The sequence below is a fragment of the Rhizobium sp. WYCCWR 11152 genome, assembly GCF_013087615.1.
Taxonomy (GTDB): domain Bacteria; phylum Pseudomonadota; class Alphaproteobacteria; order Rhizobiales; family Rhizobiaceae; genus Rhizobium; species Rhizobium indicum.
Genome location: NZ_JABFCP010000020.1, coordinates 451,609 through 471,532, shown reverse-complemented (window position 1 = coordinate 471,532; position 19,924 = coordinate 451,609). Strand labels below are relative to the sequence as shown.

Below are 19,924 nucleotides of genomic sequence, written 5' to 3'. Positions count from 1 at the left end.
TTACGGCTTTGCCGGGAAGCGGTACGGCTTTGCCGCGATTCGGATGATTTTCTGCTGAAAACCACCTGTATCTTTCGGCATCATGCTCTAAAAATTTCCGCCAGATCCGGGCCGGAGGGAATGATCTTCGTCGGATTGAGGCTTTCGATCGAATAGTAGCCGCGCCTGATATGATCGAGGTTCACCGTTTCACCGATGCCCGGCCAATCCAGCATTCGGCGGCAGAAGGCGCGCAGATCGGCATAGTCGGAAAGCCGGCGCAGATTGCATTTGAAGATGCCGTGATAGGCGACGTCGAAGCGCACCAGCGTTACAAAAAGCCGGATATCGCTCTCGGTGGGATGATCGGCGAAGAGAAAAGACCGGCCCTCGAACTGCTGCTCGACCCAGTCGAGGCAGGCAAAGACATCGGCAAAGGCTTCTTCGTAGGCGACCTGCGTGGTGGCGAAACCGGCGCGGTAGACACCGTTGTTGAGGGCAGGATAGATGCGATCGTTGAAAGCATCGATCTCGGTGCGCCTCTCCGCCGGGTAAAGATCGATCGGATTTTTTGCCAGGGCGCCAAAGCCGCTGTTCAGCATACGCAGGATATCGGCGGATTCATTGTTGACGATGGTCTTTTTCTGCTTGTCCCAGAGAACCGGCACGGTGGCCCGGCCGGTGAAATCGGGTGCTGCCCTGGTATAGATTTCATGCATATAGGTTACGCCGTTGACGTGATCCTCCGTCGCGCCGGGATAGTCACCGAAGCGCCAGCCCTGCTTGCCCAGCAGCGGCTCGACGACCGAGACGGAGATGATATCTTCCAGGCCCTTGAGCTTGCGGCCGATCAGGGTGCGCGAGGCCCAGGGACAGATATAGGCGACATAGAGATGGTAACGGCCGGCGCTGGCTGCAAAGCCACCTTCGCCCGTCGGCCCGGCGCTACCATCCGCGGTCACCCAATTGCGGAAACTCGAGGTCTGGCGGACGAAGCCGCCCTTTTCGTCCTTCGCCTGCACGGGCTGCCAGTCTTCCGTCCATTTTCCGTTCACCAGCATGCGCACCTCCCCGATCGATTGACGAAATGGTTCATTACCCTGCTTCAACGCGGGCGTGAGGCCGCTTTTATGAAGACAGTCTGTACACCCAAACTGCGACGATGCTGCGCTTGCCAAGCCGGTGAAGCAGGAAATATGTCTCTGTTATACAAAATGACGTGGAGTTCGAAATGCATCTCTCGAAGGCCGTCGTGCGGACCGAACATGCAAGCCGCTACCTGCAGCAGCTCTGCAAACACTGGAGCCACAAGTTCAGTGTCGATTTTGATCCTCTGAAGGGCCGCGTGCCGTTCAGCGATACGGCCGAGGTGACGTTTGCGGCCGATGATGCGGCACTGACCATGACACTGACCGTCGCCGATCCCTCGCAACAGGAAAGGATGCAGAAGGTCATCGACGATCATCTGAAGCGCTTCGCCTTTCGCGAAGAACTTGACATCGTCTGGTCGGACTAAGCCAGCCCCGATCCAAATTTTCTGCCCCAAACCCTGGAACAAGCATGACGAAGAGCAATCACCGCGAATCCGACCATCCGATCGATCCGATGTTTCTCGACCGCTGGTCGCCGCGCGCCTTCACCGGCGAAATCATCAAGGAGACGCAGCTGCTCGGTCTACTCGACGCCGCCCATTGGGCGCCGTCCTCGGCCAACCACCAGCCCTGGCGCTTCATCTATGGTCTCAAGGGTTCGGAGCATTGGGAGAAATTCGTCGGCTTGCTCAACGATTCCAATCAGGAATGGGCCGGGAATGCATCGGCGCTGATCTTTGTCGTCTCGCGCGCTTTCACCGGGGCTGCCGGCTCGGCTGAGGAAAAGCCGAGCTACACCCATTCCTTCGATGCCGGTGCGGCATGGGGGCATCTGGCAATCCAGGCGCACCTCTCCGGCCTTTACGCCCATGGCATGGGCGGCATCAAGCATGAAGAAATCAGGCAGGCTTTCAGCATTCCCGAGGGATACCGGGTCGAAGCAGGCGTCGCCGTCGGCCGCCTGGCCGACAAGAGCGTGCTTTCCGAACGCAATCAGGCGCGCGAATTCCCCAGCCAGCGCAAGCCGCTCTCCGAGGTCGCCTTCAACGGGCGCTTCGTCGCGAATTGAGCGAAGCCAAAGGCCAAGCAGATATCGGGCAAACGAAAGCCCCGCCATCCTAAAGATAGCGGGGCCATTTATTTTTGAAATATCAATTAGATATCGAGGTTTGCAACGCTCAGCGCATTCTCCTGGATGAATTCGCGCCGCGGCTCGACTTCATCGCCCATCAGTCGAGCAAACAGGCCGTCGGCATCGGTGGCATCATTGACCCTGACCTGCAGCAGCGAACGAACATTCGGATCGAGCGTCGTTTCCCAGAGCTGCTCGGCATTCATCTCGCCAAGACCCTTGTAGCGCTGCATGGTGAGGCCCTTGCGGCCGCTTGCGAAGATCGCGTCGAGCAAGGCGCGCGGGCCAGAGATTTCGATGTCGCCTTCGCGGCGATGCAGCGACGGCGGCGTCTGATAGATTTCCTTGAGGCGTGCCGTCAGCTGGTCGATGTGACGGGCGTCCGAGGAACCGATCAGCGCCATGTCGAGCACGACGAGTTCCCTGACACCGCGGACCATGCGCTCGAGGCGCAGACCGCCATCGGTTGTCACATCGCCCCGCCAGCCGCGCTCGGTTTCCTCGGCGATGATGTCGAGGCGCCCAGCCACTTCATTTGCCAGCGCCAGCGCTCTGGCCGGATCGCTGGCGAGCTCGGCGTTGAGGGCGCCGGCAATCGCCGCTTGTTCAACGGCGGAACGATTGTAGCGCGAATGGAGATTGTCGAGCAGCGCGCGCATGCGCAGCGCATCGAGGATGACCTCGCGCAGATCCTGGCCGGCGCGAACTTCGCCGCTACCGAGCCTCAGCGAAGCATCTTCCAGGCCCTGGCTGATGAGATATTCTTCGAGCGCCTTCTCATCCTTCAGATACTGCACCGACTTGCCGCGCGAGACCTTATAGAGCGGCGGCTGGGCGATATAGAGATGACCGCGCTCGATCAGTTGCGGCATCTGGCGGAAGAAGAAGGTCAGCAGCAGGGTGCGAATATGGGCGCCGTCGACGTCAGCGTCCGTCATGATGATGATCTTGTGGTAGCGCAGCTTTTCGACATTGAACTCGTCCTTGCCGATGCCGGTGCCGAGCGCGGTGATCAATGTGCCGATTTCCTGGCTCGACAGCATCTTGTCGAAACGGGCGCGTTCGACGTTCAGGATCTTGCCGCGCAGCGGCAGGATCGCCTGATTTTCGCGCGAGCGGCCCTGCTTGGCCGAGCCGCCAGCAGAATCGCCCTCGACGAGGAAGACTTCGGATTTTGTCGGATCACGCTCGGAGCAGTCAGCAAGCTTGCCCGGCAGCGAAGCGATATCGAGTGCGCCCTTGCGGCGCGTCAACTCGCGGGCCTTGCGGGCCGCTTCGCGTGCGGCGGCTGCCTCGACGACCTTGCCGACGAGGATCTTGGCTTCGCTCGGATGCTCTTCGAACCAGGTGTTCAGCGCCTCGTTGACGAGACTTTCGACAACAGGACGGACTTCCGAGGAAACGAGCTTATCCTTGGTCTGCGAGGAGAATTTCGGATCCGGCACCTTGACCGACAGAACCGCCGTCAGGCCTTCGCGGCAATCTTCGCCCTGCAGCGTCACCTTTTCCCTTTTGGTGATGCCGGAACTGTCGGCATAGGAAACGACCTGGCGCGTCAGCGCCGCGCGGAAGCCGGCCATATGCGTGCCGCCGTCGCGCTGGGGAATGTTGTTGGTGAAGCACAGCACATTCTCATGATAGCTGTCGTTCCACCACATCGCGACTTCGACGGTGATGCCGTCCTTTTCGCCGCGGATGGCAACCGGCTTGTCGACGAGCGACTTCTTGGCGCGGTCCAGATAGGCGACGAAAGCCTCGAGGCCGCCGTCATAACGCAGCTCTTCCTGCCTGATATCGGAATGGCGCTTGTCGGTCAGCAGGATGCGGACGCCTGAATTCAGAAAGGCGAGTTCGCGAAGGCGATGTTCCAGCGTGCCGTAGTCGAACTCCGTCATGGTGAAGGTGCCGGTGCTCGGCATGAAGCTCACTTCCGTGCCGGTTTCATTCGGCGCGTCGCCCGTAACCTTCAGCGGAGCATCGGCCACGCCATGGGTGAAGCTCATTTCATGGATCTTGTCGTGACGGCGGATCTTCAGCTTCAGCCAGACGGACAGCGCGTTGACGACGGAGACGCCGACACCGTGCAGGCCGCCGGAGACCTTGTAGGAATTCTGGTCGAACTTACCGCCGGCATGAAGCTGCGTCATGATAACTTCGGCCGCCGACACGCCTTCACCGGTGTGAATGTCCGTCGGGATGCCGCGACCATTGTCGGTGACGGTCACCGAGCCATCCGGATTGAGAGTGACAGTGACGATGTCGGCATGGCCGGCAAGCGCTTCGTCGATCGCGTTGTCGACGACTTCATAGACCATGTGATGCAGGCCGGAGCCGTCGTCGGTATCGCCGATATACATGCCGGGGCGTTTGCGCACGGCATCGAGGCCCTTCAGAACCTTGATGGAATCTGCGCCATATTCGGTGCTTACGCCGTTTTCCGTCGCGGATGTATCGCTCATTCTGTCGAGATTTTCCCTGTTGTCGTAAAGCTGCGACGCGCCTTGCGAATCACCGGCTTTCTTCACTCTTGTATATAGGTTTTTTGAACCCACTTCCCAATGGCAAGCCCCTAAAACAAGGCATAAAACAGGGGATTATGACGCTTTTCCGTCGCCTTTGCCGCCATTTTCGAGAAGAGCCGATAGCCGGCCTATCTCCGCACTGTCAAGGTTGCGAATCTGCCGGGCCAGCCGGTTGGCAAATTCGGTATATTCGGGAGGCAAGCCGGAGGTATCGATCACGACGCGCGGGTCGGACGAGCGGGCGAGCAGGAACAGTTCCTCGGCCTCATCCCAGATGATGTTGAAATAGCCCGCGATGCGCTGTAGCAGATCGAATGTCGGCAAACCACGCTTTCCATGTTCGAGCGCCGAGAGATAGGCAGGAGAGACATTCAGTGCTTCCGCCATCTCCTTCTGCGAGACGCCCTTGCGCGCCCGCAACCTGCGAACCGCCTCTCCGAAGGGTGTCATGGCCTTTCCCCATGCCGCCGCGACAGGCGAATGTAGAGCGCGCCCTCACCGCCATGATGTTGTGCGGCCGACTCATAGGAGGAGATCAGGTAGCGGAATTCCGGCTTCGAGAACCAGAGAGGCACGGCCCGCTTCAGCGCGCCCTCGCTGCCCATGGAGCTGCCCTTGCCCGTGATCACAAGCACATGGCGCATGCCGCGCTCATGGGCGCGGATCAGGAAATCGAGAAGGATGGCATGGGCCTCGCTCTGCACCATCCCGTGCAGGTCGATCCGCGCTTCGAGCGCCAGCCGGCCCTTGGCGATCTTACGCTTGACCGGCTTTTCCAGCGGATGATGCACCCCGGCCGATGGCTTTGCCATTGATGGTGCTGTCGGCTGCAGCGGCGTGGGTGTGGCGGGCGTCTGCTTTTCCTGCTCCCGTTCGGCCGCCGCTTCGGCTTCGGCAAGAAAGGCATCAAGTTCGGTCAACGCCCCCGCCTTGCCGGGCATCGGCCGCGTGCTGCGGGCAACCTTGCCCCAGAGGATCCTCTCATCCGCACTCAGCTTGCGATCCCTGGCCATCAGTCGAATCTTCCGGCGGCGGTATTGGGAATGAGGATGGCGAAATCGGCGTCGTTGCGGACCGTGCCGGCACTTTCCCCGGCCATGTCCCCCGAGCCGGTGAAGATATCACCCCGCGCCGGCCCGATAATCGCCGAACCGGTATCGAGCGCCAGCATCAGCCTGCGGAACGGCCGGCCCTGGTCGAGATGGATGAGGCTTTCGGCGCGAATGAAAAAGGGAAAGCCGAAGGTATGGATCATCCGGTCGACCGCAAGCGCGCGCCCGGCGAGAAGCGGCACCTTGGCGGCCGCGATCGGACCTGCCTGCGGATCGGCAACCGGTGCATCACGGAAGAAAATATAAGAGCGGTTATGCCATAACACTTCGTCGACGCGCTCAGGATTGCGCACCAGCCAGGCACGGATCGCCTGCATCGAAATCTCCGCCCGATTGATCTCGCCGCGCTCGATCAGTAGCTTGCCGATCGCCGAGAAAGCGTGGCCGGCTTTCGCCGCGTAGGTGATGCGGCCGATACGACCATCCTCATAACGCAGGCGGGCAGCACCCTGCACATGCACGAAGAAGACATCGACCTTCGACTTCGCCCAGGCGATTTCGAGCCCGCGGCCCTCGAGAAACCCCTGATCGATGGCGCGGCGGTCCGGATAGGCAGTGACGCGGTCCTCCTGCAGACGGCCGAAAACATAGGCCTTGTCGAGCCCGGCGGGGCGATTGGCGTCGTCGAGATCGATCAGATCGTCCGGACGCCGGTAGAAAGGAAAACGGAAAATTTCGTCCGGCCGCTCCGCCACGTCGATATCGGGTTCGTAGAAGGCGGTGACGAAGCCGGCATTGCCGTCCTTGCGGCGAATCAGAAAGGGCCGACAGCGCGTCTCGAAAAAGGCGCGCGCCGATTCCGGAGATGACGGCGTGAAATCTTCGGCGGCGGCGAGAAGCGGAAGCAGATCTTCGGAGCTCAGACCCAGCGATCCGGTGCGGTACGGTTTGACATCGGTGATTTGCCGCCGGCAGCTTCGCATAACTTCAAAAAGGCCGGAGGGATCATCATCCTTCCAGCCTTCCAGAGTGTCGAAGCTTATGGCCTGCAGGACGAAGTCCGATGCGTGGTCACTCATGTTCCGATTCGGTCGCCACAAGTTTCCAGTTCGGATCGCGCGAGCGGGTGTCGCGGGCGAAGGTCCAGACGTCGTTGACCTCGGCGACGTTTTCAGCGTCGCCCTCGATCAGAACGTCGGCCTTGTCGTAGGTCGCCGATATCAGCTGGCTGGCAATGCGCACGGTGATCTGTGCTTCGCTGCCCTTGGTCTCCGCATGGGTGATCTCAGCCTTGTCGATGCCGACGAAAGTGGACTTCACCTTCTCGCCCCGGGCTTCACGCTCGCCGATCGCCGCGTCGAAGCCGTCATAGACTTCGCGGGACAGCAAGTTTTTCAGCGTTTTCCGGTCGCCATCGGCATAGGCCATGACGATCATCTCGTACGCCATGCGGGCGCCGTTCAGAAACTCCTTCGGGCTGAAGGCAGGATCGGCCTTGTTCAGCGCACGCAGCGATTCGTTGAGCGGCGTTCCGGGCGCCGCGAAAGCATCGATGGCGGCGAAGCGATCCTCATCCTCCGTCGTCGCATCGCGCCGCGGCAGCGTCACGACCTTGCCAGCATCGGCGGCCTCGGCCGGAGCCGCATCCCGCGGCGTATAGAGATCGCGCGGCGGCTTCTCATTTCCTGTACGGCGCCCGAGCACGGAGCGCAGCTGAAAGAAAATCAGCACAGCCGCTACCAGGAAAAATAATGTGATGAAGTCGTTCGAACTCATATCGTATCGCAGCCGCCGTTAACATCTCTGATTTGTACTCCCATATAGTCTGCCTATACAGATGATTCAAATGATCGCTGGCATCTTCGCCAGCGCCAAGAGGAGACCGGCGAGCCCGGGACATGACCGACATGCGTTTTTCGATCCTGCCAGCCTCCATTCTGCTGCTGCCGTTCGCCGAAATTGCCGGTTTCGTCGTCGTCGGCCAGGCTATCGGATTGTGGCTGACGCTTGTTCTCGTCATGCTGGGTTTCGTTCTCGGCGTGGTTCTGCTGCGCCGGCAGGGCATCGGTATTTTGCGCCGCATGTCGAGCGAAGGACGAAATGGGGTGATGCCGGGCCGCGACCTGCTGCGGCCGGCGATGAACGTTATCGCCTCGCTGCTCCTGATCATTCCCGGCTTCCTCACGGATATCATCGCGATCCTCATTCTCATTCCGCCGGTGCGCGATCTCGTCTGGCGGGCGATCGCCAAACGCTTCGTCGTCGTCAATGCCAAGGGCGGCTCTTCTGCCAGCCCGCAACCCGATTTCCGCGACCGCAAGCCGAACTCGAAGGTGGTCGATCTCGACGAGGAGGACTATCATAGAGAGCCGGATCGCAACTCGCCGTGGTCCGGCAAGCATCTTGGCGATTGAGGCACTGCGGCTGATCAACCGAGCCAAGCGCCCAGGGTTGTAAGCCCTTGCCTGAAATGTTAGATGGCGGCACCATTCCCATGCCCCTCGAGGAAAAGCCAATGGCAGACGATAACAACAGCAACGGTGCGGCCAACCCCACCCTTTCGATCCTTGCGCAATATACCAAGGATCTGTCCTTCGAAAATCCGGGTGCGCCGCGTTCGCTGCAGGCCCGCGACAAGGCGCCGACGATCAACATCAATGTGAACGTCAACGCCAACCCGCTTTCCGATACGGATTTCGATGTCGTGCTGTCGCTGAATGCCGAAGCCAAGGACGGCGACAAGACGGTTTTCCATGCCGAACTCACCTATGGCGGCGTTTTCCGCGTTGCCGGTTTCCCGCAGGAACACATGCTGCCGGTGCTCTTCATCGAGTGCCCGCGCATGCTTTTCCCCTTCGCCCGTCAGATCATCGCCGACGTCACCCGCAACGGCGGTTTCCCGCCGCTGATGATCGACCCGATCGACTTCACGCAGATGTTCGCTCAGCGCGTTGCCGAAGAACAGGCCCGCGCCAAGGTTCAGGCCGTTCCGAACTGACCCGATCCTTCTTGTCTGAAATGCGGATGCCCGGGCCTGGTCCCGGGCATTTTCAATTGAGGACCGGTTTAATCGAGATTGGCGTATTTCGCCCAGACGCTTTTTTCACCGAGCTTGGCGACGAGCGCCTCATGCGCCTGCTCCTCGGATAGGCTGATGCGCGGGGCGAGTGGGCGGGGCCGCTCAAGCACTGCGGCAACCACCACATCGTCTTCCATTGCCGTTTCGCCGTGGCGAGCCTGGCCCGACGTTCCTGATATGCTCAGGCCAAAGGCCGCCTGCCTGCCGCCGATCATCTCGATATAAACTTCGGCAAGCAGTTCGGAGTCGAGCAGCGCGCCGTGTTTGGTGCGGTGCGAATTATCGATGCCGTAGCGCCGGCAAAGCGCATCGAGCGAATTCGGCCCCATCGGATGTTTGCGCCGCGCCATCGACAGCGTGTCGAGCACCCGTTCCGGCAGGATTGGCGGTAAACCGATCCGCGCGAACTCAGCGTTGATGAAGCCCATATCGAAGGTGGCGTTATGGGCAATCCACTTCGCATCGCCGAAGAAGGTGAGGATTTGTTCGGCAACCTCGGCGAAAGGCTGCTTGTCCTTCAGGAATTCATCGGTGATGCCGTGCACGGCGAGCGCATCCGGATGAACCTTCTGATCTCCAGGATTGATGAAGATATGGATCGTGTTGCCGGTGGGGAAATGATTGAAGAGCTCGATGCCGCCGATTTCGATGATGCGGTCGGCGCGGTTGTCGAGGCCGGTTGTTTCCGTATCGAAGATGATCTCACGCATTCCGGAAATCTCCCTTGGCAATCCGCGTTTTCAGTTCGGCGACGATCTCGAACACCCGTTCCCTCGTCGTCGCGATACTGTGACTGGTGTCGATCAGATAATCGGCCCGGCGCCGCTTTTCCGTGTCCGGCGTCTGGCGTGAGAGAATCATGTCGAATTTTTCCTCGGTCATGCCTTCGCGCGCAAGCACCCTTTGGCGCTGAATCTGTGGATCAGTGCTGACGACGACGATGACATCCACTCTTGCCTCGGCGCCGGTTTCGAAAAGTAATGGAATATCGAGCAATACCATATCGGCGCCGGCGGCGCGTTGTCGCTTCAGAAATTCCGTCTCACGTTTGCGAACCAGCGGATGGACGATCGCTTCCAGGCGTTTGAAGCCGTCGGGATCAAGAGCGAGCAGGCGGCCGAGTTCACGTCGGTCGACGGCTCCATCCTTCATCGTGCCGGGGAAGGCGGCATTCACCAGGGGTGCAGCCTCGCCGGCATAGAGATCGTGGACTACGGCATCCGAATCATTGACCGGGATTCCGGCATCGGCGAAGAGCTTTGCCGCTGTCGATTTTCCCATTCCGATGGAGCCGGTGAGACCGATCTTCAGCATCAGTGTGCTTCCATATCCGCGATGATGAGCGCACGCAGCGCCGCGTCGACGATGGGACGCTGGCCGAACCATTTTTCGAAGCCGGGTACGGCCTGGTGCAAGAGCATGCCGAGACCATCGACGATGGGAAACCCTTGCTCTTCCGCCTGCGTCAGGATCGGCGTCTTCAAGGGCACATAGACGATATCGGTGACGACGGCATCGGCTGCCAGAGGCGAGAAATCGAGTTGCGGCGCCTGCTCGCCGTCCATGCCGAGCGAGGTGGTATTGATGAAGAGGCCGGCCCCTTTCATCACTTCGGCAAGCGCTCCGGCCGGATGGGCCTGGACACGCGGGCCAAAACGATCCGCGAGTTCACGCGCGCGTTCGACGGTGCGGTTGACGACGTGAATCTCCTTGAAACCACGATCACGGACCGCCTGGATGATCGCGCGGCTGGCGCCGCCGGCGCCAAAGACGACGGCCGTGCCATGCCGGTCCCAGCCGGGATGGCGTTCGTCGAGATTGGCGATGAAGCCACGACCGTCGGTATTCGTCGCATGCAGGGCGCCATCCTCCCGCCAGAGCGTGTTCGAGGCGCCGAGTTCGCGCGATAGCGCGTCCGGCTTGTCGGCGAGCCGGAACGCCAATTCCTTGTGAGGAATGGTGACATTGCCTCCGATAAAGCCGGAACTGCCGTCCTTCAACGAGTGAATGAAATCGGCAAAGGCCTCGGGTGCCACTTCATGAGCGCGGTAGCTGCCCGGCAGACCGAGCGTCTTCAGCCAATATCCGTGGATCAGTGGCGAGCGCGAATGCTTGATGGGAAAGCCCGTGACAAACGCCTTCGGCCCGAATGTTTCACGTGAATCACCCATCGATCGCTCCGAGTTCTCGCAATTTTTTTAAGAGCGGCAGCATCGGCAGGCCGAGAATGGTGAAATAATCACCTTCGATCTTTTCGAAGAGCTGGATGCCCTCCCCCTCCAATTGATAGGCGCCGACGCTGGAAAGCGCCCGTTCGCCAACCCGCGCCAGATGCCTGGCGATGAACTCCACCGTCAGTGGCCGCATCGTCAATTCCGCATGGGCGAGATGTTCCCACAAGACCACGCCGTCGCTGACGATCGCGACGGCGCTGTTCAATCTGTGGGTTACGCCGGAAAGAGCTTGAAGGTGGCTAGCCGCGTCAGCCAGGTCCTTCGGTTTATGGAAGACGCTGTCGCCGAGCGACATTGTCTGATCCGAACCGATGATCAGGCAATCCGGAAAGCGGCTGCTGACCTCCTCCGCCTTGGCCCTGGCCAGGACGAGGGCCACGGCATCAGGCTTAGCACCGGCTTTTTCCAACGGCGCTTCGACGGCCCGTTCATCGATCCTTGCGGCATGCGCCTCGAAGGACAGACCGGCATTTTCCATCAGCATCCGGCGAAACGGGCTCGACGATGCAAGGATGAGTTTCGGTGTCATGGGTTCCTCGGCGTGCCGGCTTTTCGTCAGCGCTTAGCGCAGCTTCGGCCGCAGGGCAACGATTGCTGCGGCTGTTTCCTCGATTGAGCGGCGGGTGACGTCGATCAGCGGCCAGTTATGACGGGCGCAAAGCGAGCGGGCATATTTCAGTTCCTCGGAAATCGCGGCGCGATCGGTGTAGTGTTCGCGATCGAAACCCTGCGTCACCCCGAGCACCCGGTTTTCCCGCACCTGGGAAATACGGTCGGTGGTGGCGATCAGGCAGACGATCAGCGGTCTGCTCGCGACGAAGAGGCTCTCGGGCAATGGCACGCCATAGACGATCGGAATGTTCGCCGTCTTGATGCCTCGGTTGGCAAGATAGATGCTGGTCGGTGTTTTCGACGTCCGGCTGATGCCGATGATCACCACATCGGCATCGTTGTAATCGTCGGGCATCTGGCCGTCATCGTGATCCATGGTGAAATTCAGCGCTTCGATGCGCGCGAAGTAGCCGGCATTCATCACATGCTGAGCTCCGACCCGACGGCGCGACGGGGCGCCGAGATAGATCTGGAAGGCATTCATCACCGGCTCCAGCACATTCACCGAAGCGACACCCATCTCGATGCAGCGCTCATCGATCAGGCTCGCAAGCTCCCGGTCGACAATGGTGTAGAGCACGATGCCGGGGGCGTCATCGATCGCCTGCAGAACCGGCAGCAGCTGTTTGCGATTGCGGATCAGTGGATAGACATGTTCGATCGGCTGCGCCGATCTGAACTGCGCCGACGCGGCGCGCCCGGCGGAGATCAGAGTCTCTCCCGTTGAGTCAGAAATCAGATGCAGATGAAAGAAGTTCGTTCTGTTCTCCACGCTATTTTCCGCTGCCTGTTGAAAACACTGGATGAAACAGAGCTACGGCGGCGAGGCAGTCTCCGGCAAGGGAAAACATGCCTCCTTATCCACATTTCAGATTTTGCCGAACGGTTTCGGTTGGCCCTGTGGACGATGGGGAAGGGCTGGGCTTCTTGAAAGCTCGTCCACAGCCTGTCCACAGCTATGAGAGAAATTGTCGATCCGGAAGGATTTGGAATCATTTCTGGATTCGGCTTCTCCCCGAAATTTGGACGAGATGGACAAATCTTTCCGATGTTGTTTTGCAGCCGCGCGACAAATGGCATCGGCGGTGGATGGATTTTAATCCTTGATAGTCACCGACTCTAAGAAATAGAAACCTTTTAAAATATCTTTGTTATTTTATAGGGAAGAAGCGCTTGAGCGATACGCGCCGAAAGATCATGAGGGTTTTGAGTGGCGAGAGTCTCTCCCCTCCTCCTCTCTGGCTGATGAGACAGGCAGGACGTTATCTCCCGGAATATCGGGAGACACGGGCAAAGGCAGGGAGTTTTCTCGATCTCTGCTACACGCCTGAGTATGCCGTCGAAGTGACATTGCAGCCGATGCGCCGCTATGGCTTCGATGCGGCCATTCTGTTTTCCGATATCCTGGTCATTCCAGACGCAATGAAGCGAAATGTCCGGTTCACCGAGGGCCATGGCCCGGAGATGGATCCGATCGATGAAGCCGGGATCGGCAGTTTGAACGGCGAAGAGGTTGTCGATTATCTCACACCGGTTCTGGAGACGGTACGGCGGCTGCGTGAAGAACTGCCAGCGGAGACGACGCTGCTCGGTTTCTGCGGGGCGCCATGGACGGTTGCGACCTACATGATCGCCGGTCACGGCACGCCGGATCAGGCCCCTGCCCGTCTCTTCGCCTACAAGCATCCCCGCGCCTTCGAGCATCTGCTGATGCTGCTTGCCGACGTATCGGCCGATTATCTCGTCGCCCAGATCGATGCCGGCGCCGATGCCGTGCAGATCTTCGATTCCTGGGCAGGTGTTCTCGGTGAGAGGGAGTTCGAGGCGTTTGCGATCAGGCCGGTTGCGCGGATGATTGCTTCCGTCAAATCACAACGGCCGCATGCTCGCATCATCGCTTTTGCCAAGGGCGCCGGCTATCAGCTCAAGACCTATCGCCAGAAGACGGGCGCAGATGCGATCGGCCTCGATTGGTCGGTCCCGCTGGCCTTTGCAGCCGAACTTCAGAAAGACGGACCGGTTCAGGGCAACCTCGATCCGATGCGCGTCGTTGCCGGCGGCCGGGCGCTGGAGGAAGGCATCGATGATATTTTGCAGCATCTCGGCAATGGTCCGCTGATCTTCAATCTCGGTCACGGCATTACACCGCAGGCCGATCCCGAGCATGTGCGTCTGTTGGTGGATCGTGTGCGAGGCGGGGCGTGACGATGGAAAAGCAGACCGATCGGAGGTCTGGCGCTTACGCCCGGCGCCGGGCTCATTTTGCGCTGGCCTTCTTTGCGCTGATGGCGGTCGGGCTTTTTGCCTGGAACCCCGATAATCTCTACCTCTGGGTCAAGGCGCTGCACATCATCGCGGTCATTTCCTGGATGGCCGGGCTGTTTTACATGCCGAGGCTGTTCATCTATCACACCGATGCGGAGCCCGGCTCGGTGCAGTCGGAAACCTTCAAGGTGATGGAGCGTCGGCTGCTTCGGATCATCATGACGCCGGCGATGATGTTGACGTGGATTTTCGGCCTCTATCTCGCCTGGTCGGTTTATGGATTCCAGGGCGGCTGGCTGCATGCCAAGATCGGTCTCGTCGTATTGCTGACCGCTGTTCATATGTTCTTGAGCCGCGCCGTCGGAGCGTTCGAGCGGGATGAAAATCGCCGCTCGGCGCGTTATTGGCGGTTCATGAACGAGGCCCCGACAGTGCTGATGATCCTGATCGTCATCCTCGTCGTGGTGAAGCCGTTCTGAGGAAAATCGTCCTCAGGTTAAATTTGCTTCATTTTAAGCAGCCCTCTTGCGGCAGCGATTGCGAGTCGCTATTTTCCGCGCATCTCATCTACGTGGCATGTGTGTAGAGTTCAGTCGTCTGCGAGCCCTTTCGCGGTACCGAATACGACCCAACATCGCCTTTCCCCTTTGAAATTAAAAAGAGTATTGGTCACTTCATGGCTGAAATGAAGCTTCAGGAACTTAAGAGTAAATCCCCGACGGATCTGCTGGCATTTGCCGAATCGCTCGAGGTCGAGAACGCAAGCACGATGCGCAAGCAGGAGCTGATGTTTGCGATCCTCAAGATGCTTGCCAGCCAGGATGTCGAAATCCTCGGCGAAGGCGTCGTCGAAGTGCTGCAGGACGGTTTCGGCTTCCTGCGGTCGCCCAATGCGAACTACCTACCAGGCCCGGATGATATTTATATCTCCCCGTCGCAGATCCGCCGTTTCTCGCTGAAAACCGGCGATACCGTCGAAGGCCCGATCCGTGGACCGAAGGAAGGCGAGCGCTATTTCGCGCTGCTCAAGGTCAACACCATCAATTTCGACGATCCGGAACAGATCCGGCACAAGGTTCATTTCGACAATCTGACGCCGCTCTATCCAAACGAGCGCTTCAAGATGGAACTCGATATTCCGACCACCAAGGATCTGTCGCCACGTGTGATCGACCTGGTAGCGCCGCTCGGCAAGGGCCAGCGTGGATTGATCGTCGCGCCGCCGCGTACCGGTAAAACCGTGTTGTTGCAGAACATCGCGCATTCGATCACCGCCAATCATCCGGAGTGCTATCTGATCGTCCTGCTGATAGATGAACGCCCCGAAGAAGTGACCGACATGCAGCGCTCGGTTCGCGGCGAGGTTATCTCCTCGACCTTCGACGAACCAGCCGTCCGTCACGTGCAGGTGGCCGAGATGGTCATCGAGAAAGCCAAGCGTCTTGTCGAACACGGACGCGACGTTGTCATCCTGCTCGATTCGATCACGCGCTTGGGCCGCGCCTACAACACGGTCGTTCCCTCGTCAGGCAAGGTCCTGACCGGCGGTGTGGACGCCAACGCTCTGCAGCGGCCGAAGCGCTTCTTCGGCGCGGCGCGTAACATCGAGGAAGGCGGCTCTTTGACGATCATCGCGACCGCGCTGATCGATACCGGCAGCCGCATGGACGAAGTGATCTTTGAAGAATTCAAGGGCACGGGCAACTCGGAAATCGTCCTCGATCGCAAGGTCGCCGATAAGCGCATCTTCCCGGCCATGGACATCTTGAAATCCGGTACGCGCAAGGAGGACCTTCTGGTTCCGCGCCAGGATCTGCAGAAGATCTTCGTGCTCCGCCGCATCCTTGCTCCGATGGGCACGACCGATGCGGTCGAATTCCTGATCGACAAGCTCAAGCAGACGAAAAACAATTCCGACTTCTTCGAATCGATGAATACCTGATCCTTAGCCGGATTCACCTTATGAGAGCTGGAGGCATCGTCATGATGTCGCCAGCTTTTCTATTTGAGAGGAATCGATTTCGATTCTAACGGACCAAGCGATATGGCCATGTTGAATGATACCATATATGCGCTATCGAGCGGTGCCCTGCCGTCGGGTGTTTCAGTCGTTCGAATCAGCGGCCCGCTGACCAAAGACATATTGGTGAAGCTCGTGGGGTCCGTGCCGGTAGCCCGGCGTGCGTCTTACCGAACGATTCGGGCTCGTAACAATCAGCCGATCGATAGCGGCCTGGTGCTGTTTTTTCCTGCCCCTCATTCGTTTACCGGTGAGGATGTGGCCGAGTTGCAGATCCACGGCAGCAGAGCCGTGCTGGCGGCGCTGTTTCACGCGCTTGGCGATATTCCGGGTGTTCGGACGGCGGTTGAAGGCGAGTTCTCCCGCCGGGCTTTCGAGAATGGCAAGCTTGATCTCGTTGAGGTGGAAGGGCTGGCCGATCTCATCGGCGCCGAGACCGAAATGCAGAGGCGCCTTGCGGTCGAACATAGCGCAGGCGGGCTTTCCACAATATACGATTCGTGGGCGGAACGATTAACGCGCGCCCGAGCGCTGATCGAGGCGGAACTTGATTTCCCTGACGAGGATGACGTTCCGGGGTCAGTATCGGATATGGTCTGGGCCGATATGGGCACGCTCCGCAACGATATCGAGCATCACCTGGCCGCAGCTTCGGCCGGCGAAATTATCAGGGACGGCTTCAAGGTGGTCATCGCGGGGGCTCCGAACGCCGGGAAATCAAGCCTATTGAACGCTTTGGCGCGTCGTGACGTGGCAATCGTGACGGAGATTGCCGGAACCACCCGCGACGTGCTGCAGGTTGATCTCGATATTGATGGTTACCTGATCAAGCTCTATGACACTGCGGGTCTTCGCGAGGCGGATGACAAAGTCGAAATGGAAGGTGTGCGGCGCGCGCGTGTGGCACTGCGTGATGCCGATCTTGTCCTGTTGCTGGTCGACATGACGAAACCGCTGATTCCCGACGACTTGGAGCAGTCCTCTCCGCATGTTACTGTCGGGACAAAGATGGATCTGACCGAAGTCGCTTCGAGTCGGTATGATCTGCAGATTTCGACCGCGACGGGTGACGGTCTGCCGGAACTACGGCGGTTGATCGGCGACATCGTTGAGAGACGTTGTGCTGGCCTGTCTATGGCAATCCCCAGCCGGCAGCGGCATAAGGATTCGCTAGCGAAATGTTTAGTGGCGATTGATGCGGCCATATCGCAGATGGATGTGAATCTTGAACTGCGGACCGAGCAGCTGCGAATTGCGGCTGAGTATTTGGGCAGAATTACCGGACGAGTGGATGTCGAACAGTTGCTCGGGGTGATCTTCTCCGAATTTTGTATTGGCAAATGATTCACGTGAAACCTTTGGAGCTAAAGGGCTGTACGGTTTCACGTGAAACGCCTGCCGGATATGGAGTCATGAATGACGGATAATGTCTTCGATGTGATTGTAATCGGCGGGGGCCATGCCGGGTCGGAGGCTGCCAGCGCAGCTGCGCGCCTTGGGGCAAAAACCGCTCTGATTACGCATAGGCGGGACACGATCGGAGTCATGTCCTGTAATCCGGCGATTGGCGGGCTGGGCAAGGGCCATCTGGTTCGCGAGATCGACGCGATGGATGGCCTGATGGGTCGCGTCGCCGATGTTGCAGGCATTCAATTCAGGATGCTCAACAAGAAGAAAGGCGCGGCTGTCCGAGGACCGCGGACGCAGGCCGATCGAAAGCTTTATCGCCTGGCGATGCTGGCGGCGATCGAAGCGACGCCGGACCTGGATATCATCGAAGGCGATGCGTTTGATCTGGACGTTGTCGATGGTTGCGTCGCCGGCGTGATCATGAAGGATGGTCGAACCCTGAAAGCGCCGGCAGTGGTTTTGACCACTGGAACCTTTCTGCGCGGTCTTATTCATATCGGGTCGGAAAAGACACCGGCCGGGCGTGTCGGTGAAGCGCCGTCGATCGGATTGTCTGCAACTCTCGCCCGCCTGGGACTGCGGCTGGGACGTCTGAAGACCGGCACACCCGCCCGGCTGGACGGAAAGACGATCGACTGGCAATCTGTCGGTCGACAGGGAGCTGACGAGGAGCTTGTCCCCTTCTCCTTCATGACCGACACGATTACCACGCCACAAATCGAATGCGGGGTCACCAGGACGACCGAAGCGACCCACCGCATCATTGTCGACAACATTATGCGCTCGGCAATGTATTCCGGGCAGATCGAAGGCGTTGGGCCTCGTTATTGCCCGTCGATCGAAGACAAGCTGGTGAAATTCGGAGAGCGGGATGGACATCAGGTCTTTCTCGAACCCGAGGGACTGGACGATGACACGGTCTATCCGAACGGAATTTCTACCTCCCTGCCGGCGGAGGTCCAGGCAGACTTCATCAAAACAATTCCCGGCCTCGAAGCGGCAAGAATACTGCAACCGGGCTATGCAATCGAATATGATCATGTCGATCCGAGAGAGTTGACGCCATCGCTGGAGGTCAAACGGTTGAGAGGCTTGTTTCTCGCCGGCCAGATCAATGGTACCACCGGCTATGAAGAGGCGGGCGCGCAGGGATTGGCAGCCGGGCTGAATGCTGCTTTGCGAAGCAGCGATTCGGAACCGTTCCATTTCAGTCGGACGAATTCTTATATTGGCGTCATGATCGACGATCTCACGTCACGAGGCGTTACGGAACCGTATCGAATGTTTACATCGCGTGCGGAGTATCGACTGAGTTTGCGGGCTGACAACGCCGATATGCGCTTGACGCCCCTGGCCATGCGGCTTGGATGCGTCAATGGCGAACGAGTGCAGCGATTCACATCCTATCAAGCAGAGATCGAAACCAGTCGGGCGCTGTTGCAGTCGCTGGCGGTTACACCGAATGAGGCGCGCCGTGCTGGCCTGAATATCAATCTCGATGGACAGCGCCGAACTGCGTATGATTTACTGTCCTATCCGAATTATGATTTCGCCGCGCTCCGCCTTGTTTGGCCGGAGAAGCTGGGCATGATTGGACCGAAAGTCGCGGAAGCACTGGAAATTGAGGCTGGGTATTCGGTTTACCTCGATCGACAAGCCACGGCGATCAAAGATCAGCAACGCGACGAGGAGCGGCAGATACCGCTTGATTTCAGCTATGACGCGCTGTCCGGTCTCTCGAACGAGCTGAAGGTCAAGCTCAGCGCTGCTCGCCCTTTCAATATTGCCCAGGCTGCAATCGTTGAAGGGATGACGCCGGCGGCAATCGCATTGCTGCTCGTGCATTTGCGTCGACTATCCCCTGCCGATCGCCATAGCGCTTGATTACAAGATTTGAGAGTCTTTCAGAATGGAATTAAACGGTTTGCGTGTTTCACGTGAAACACAGGAACGGTTGCAACACTTTGCAGCGCTGTTTCAGAAGTGGGCAAAAGCAATCAATCTGGTGGCGCCGTCGACACTCGATGATCTATGGCACCGGCACATCGCTGATAGCAGTCAGGTCTTTCAGATTCATCCTCAACCGATTACCTGGGTTGACCTCGGCAGTGGGGGCGGCTTTCCCGGCGTTATTACGGCGATTTTTCTAGCCGAGCTGCAAGGTGGATGGGTCCATCTGGTCGAAAGCAACCATAAAAAGGCAGCGTTTCTGCGGACAGCGCTGCGGGAGACAAATGCGCGCGGCAGCGTTCATAGCAACCGAATCGAAGATGCTTATACGGAGGTTGGCGAATGCGACGCGATTTCAGCGCGTGCCCTTGCGGATCTTGATTCGCTCATCGGATATTCATCGCCTTGGATGTTTGGCAAGGAAAATTGTCGTGGCTTCTTTCACAAAGGCCGGGATTACCGGAAGGAAATCGACAAAGCACGTGGTCGGTGGGAATTCGATCTGTTAGAACATAAGAGCGCCGTCGAGCAAGAATCTGTTATTTTGGAAGTATCAAATCTCCGGCGCTTGGTTTAAC

The 19,924-nt window shown here is 58.9% G+C and carries 21 protein-coding genes; 10 read left to right on the top strand and 11 right to left on the bottom strand.

From position 1 onward, the window contains the following. Nucleotides 1-80: 80 nt before the first annotated feature. Nucleotides 81-1,040 (bottom strand): glutathione S-transferase family protein, encoded by a 960-nt coding sequence (locus tag G9X67_RS29640; RefSeq protein WP_171600297.1) that lies wholly within the window; start codon nucleotides 1,038-1,040, stop codon nucleotides 81-83. A gap of 170 nt (nucleotides 1,041-1,210) precedes the next feature. On the opposite strand from G9X67_RS29640, the gene G9X67_RS29635 reads away from it, so the two are divergent. Both G9X67_RS29635 and G9X67_RS29630 read left to right on the top strand, forming a co-directional pair. Then, on the top strand, nucleotides 1,211-1,495 hold the full coding sequence (locus G9X67_RS29635) for a DUF2218 domain-containing protein (protein ID WP_138331989.1): 285 nt from the start codon (nucleotides 1,211-1,213) through the stop codon (nucleotides 1,493-1,495). Between the two features lie 44 nt (nucleotides 1,496-1,539). Then, on the top strand, nucleotides 1,540-2,139 hold the full coding sequence (locus tag G9X67_RS29630; RefSeq protein WP_171600296.1) for a nitroreductase family protein: 600 nt from the start codon (nucleotides 1,540-1,542) through the stop codon (nucleotides 2,137-2,139). Between the two features lie 86 nt (nucleotides 2,140-2,225). Here G9X67_RS29630 and gyrB read toward each other — a convergent pair whose 3' ends face one another. The 5 genes from gyrB to G9X67_RS29605 all read right to left on the bottom strand — a co-directional run bounded on the left by gyrB (nucleotide 2,226) and on the right by G9X67_RS29605 (nucleotide 7,552). Beyond that, nucleotides 2,226-4,661 carry a DNA topoisomerase (ATP-hydrolyzing) subunit B gene (gene gyrB / locus G9X67_RS29625; protein ID WP_138331987.1) on the bottom strand — a complete coding sequence of 812 codons (2,436 nt, stop codon included), beginning with the start codon at nucleotides 4,659-4,661 and terminating at the stop codon, nucleotides 2,226-2,228. Nucleotides 4,662-4,796: 135 nt separating this feature from the next. Beyond that, nucleotides 4,797-5,174 carry a helix-turn-helix transcriptional regulator gene (locus G9X67_RS29620; protein ID WP_018244167.1) on the bottom strand — a complete coding sequence of 126 codons (378 nt, stop codon included), beginning with the start codon at nucleotides 5,172-5,174 and terminating at the stop codon, nucleotides 4,797-4,799. After that, a complete protein-coding gene (locus G9X67_RS29615) occupies nucleotides 5,171-5,737 on the bottom strand; it encodes a Smr/MutS family protein (RefSeq protein WP_138331986.1) in 567 nt (188 codons plus the stop codon). Before G9X67_RS29615 ends, G9X67_RS29620 begins: the two co-directional genes overlap by 4 nt. After that, the gene (locus tag G9X67_RS29610; RefSeq protein ID WP_171600295.1) at nucleotides 5,737-6,855 is read right to left on the bottom strand and encodes a murein transglycosylase A; all 1,119 of its coding nucleotides are present in this window, start codon (nucleotides 6,853-6,855) and stop codon (nucleotides 5,737-5,739) included. The genes G9X67_RS29615 and G9X67_RS29610 overlap by 1 nt, the downstream gene beginning before the upstream one ends. Continuing rightward, nucleotides 6,848-7,552 carry a Tim44/TimA family putative adaptor protein gene (locus tag G9X67_RS29605; RefSeq protein WP_003544090.1) on the bottom strand — a complete coding sequence of 235 codons (705 nt, stop codon included), beginning with the start codon at nucleotides 7,550-7,552 and terminating at the stop codon, nucleotides 6,848-6,850. Before G9X67_RS29605 ends, G9X67_RS29610 begins: the two co-directional genes overlap by 8 nt. 131 nt (nucleotides 7,553-7,683) lie before the next feature. On the opposite strand from G9X67_RS29605, the gene G9X67_RS29600 reads away from it, so the two are divergent. Beyond that, nucleotides 7,684-8,190: an FxsA family protein gene (locus tag G9X67_RS29600; protein ID WP_138332031.1), complete on the top strand. Its 507-nt coding sequence runs from the start codon at nucleotides 7,684-7,686 to the stop codon at nucleotides 8,188-8,190. 101 nt (nucleotides 8,191-8,291) lie between these two features. Then, the gene (gene secB / locus G9X67_RS29595; RefSeq protein WP_003544086.1) at nucleotides 8,292-8,774 is read left to right on the top strand and encodes a protein-export chaperone SecB; all 483 of its coding nucleotides are present in this window, start codon (nucleotides 8,292-8,294) and stop codon (nucleotides 8,772-8,774) included. Between the two features lie 68 nt (nucleotides 8,775-8,842). Here the strand turns inward: secB and dnaQ are convergent, their stop codons facing one another. The 5 genes from dnaQ to G9X67_RS29570 are packed head-to-tail and all read right to left on the bottom strand — an operon-like array spanning nucleotide 8,843 to nucleotide 12,473. Beyond that, nucleotides 8,843-9,565, bottom strand: a complete 723-nt coding sequence (gene dnaQ, locus G9X67_RS29590; RefSeq protein ID WP_138331984.1) for a DNA polymerase III subunit epsilon — start codon at nucleotides 9,563-9,565, stop codon at nucleotides 8,843-8,845. After that, complete coding sequence (gene coaE / locus G9X67_RS29585) at nucleotides 9,558-10,169, bottom strand: dephospho-CoA kinase (protein WP_138389336.1); 612 nt, start codon at nucleotides 10,167-10,169, stop codon at nucleotides 9,558-9,560. The genes dnaQ and coaE overlap by 8 nt, the downstream gene beginning before the upstream one ends. After that, the gene (locus G9X67_RS29580) at nucleotides 10,169-11,026 is read right to left on the bottom strand and encodes a shikimate dehydrogenase (protein WP_138389337.1); all 858 of its coding nucleotides are present in this window, start codon (nucleotides 11,024-11,026) and stop codon (nucleotides 10,169-10,171) included. The genes coaE and G9X67_RS29580 overlap by 1 nt, the downstream gene beginning before the upstream one ends. Continuing rightward, nucleotides 11,019-11,618: a Maf-like protein gene (locus G9X67_RS29575; protein WP_138331981.1), complete on the bottom strand. Its 600-nt coding sequence runs from the start codon at nucleotides 11,616-11,618 to the stop codon at nucleotides 11,019-11,021. The genes G9X67_RS29580 and G9X67_RS29575 overlap by 8 nt, the downstream gene beginning before the upstream one ends. A 33-nt stretch (nucleotides 11,619-11,651) precedes the next feature. Beyond that, nucleotides 11,652-12,473 (bottom strand): pyruvate, water dikinase regulatory protein, encoded by an 822-nt coding sequence (locus G9X67_RS29570; protein ID WP_138389338.1) that lies wholly within the window; start codon nucleotides 12,471-12,473, stop codon nucleotides 11,652-11,654. A 401-nt stretch (nucleotides 12,474-12,874) separates the two neighbouring features. Here G9X67_RS29570 and hemE point away from each other — a divergent pair, with 401 nt between their 5' ends. From hemE to rsmG, 6 genes are all read left to right on the top strand, one after another. Beyond that, the gene (gene hemE / locus G9X67_RS29565) at nucleotides 12,875-13,906 is read left to right on the top strand and encodes a uroporphyrinogen decarboxylase (RefSeq protein WP_171600293.1); all 1,032 of its coding nucleotides are present in this window, start codon (nucleotides 12,875-12,877) and stop codon (nucleotides 13,904-13,906) included. A gap of 2 nt (nucleotides 13,907-13,908) precedes the next feature. Then, complete coding sequence (gene hemJ / locus G9X67_RS29560) at nucleotides 13,909-14,445, top strand: protoporphyrinogen oxidase HemJ (RefSeq protein ID WP_171600292.1); 537 nt, start codon at nucleotides 13,909-13,911, stop codon at nucleotides 14,443-14,445. Nucleotides 14,446-14,642: 197 nt separating this feature from the next. Continuing rightward, on the top strand, nucleotides 14,643-15,908 hold the full coding sequence (gene rho / locus G9X67_RS29555; RefSeq protein ID WP_171600291.1) for a transcription termination factor Rho: 1,266 nt from the start codon (nucleotides 14,643-14,645) through the stop codon (nucleotides 15,906-15,908). A 102-nt stretch (nucleotides 15,909-16,010) separates the two neighbouring features. After that, nucleotides 16,011-17,330 (top strand): tRNA uridine-5-carboxymethylaminomethyl(34) synthesis GTPase MnmE, encoded by a 1,320-nt coding sequence (gene mnmE, locus G9X67_RS29550; protein ID WP_171600290.1) that lies wholly within the window; start codon nucleotides 16,011-16,013, stop codon nucleotides 17,328-17,330. A gap of 72 nt (nucleotides 17,331-17,402) precedes the next feature. Continuing rightward, nucleotides 17,403-19,280, top strand: a complete 1,878-nt coding sequence (mnmG, locus tag G9X67_RS29545) for a tRNA uridine-5-carboxymethylaminomethyl(34) synthesis enzyme MnmG (protein WP_171600289.1) — start codon at nucleotides 17,403-17,405, stop codon at nucleotides 19,278-19,280. 25 nt (nucleotides 19,281-19,305) lie between these two features. Then, nucleotides 19,306-19,923 carry a 16S rRNA (guanine(527)-N(7))-methyltransferase RsmG gene (gene rsmG, locus G9X67_RS29540; RefSeq protein ID WP_138331975.1) on the top strand — a complete coding sequence of 206 codons (618 nt, stop codon included), beginning with the start codon at nucleotides 19,306-19,308 and terminating at the stop codon, nucleotides 19,921-19,923. Nucleotide 19,924: the final 1 nt, after the last annotated feature.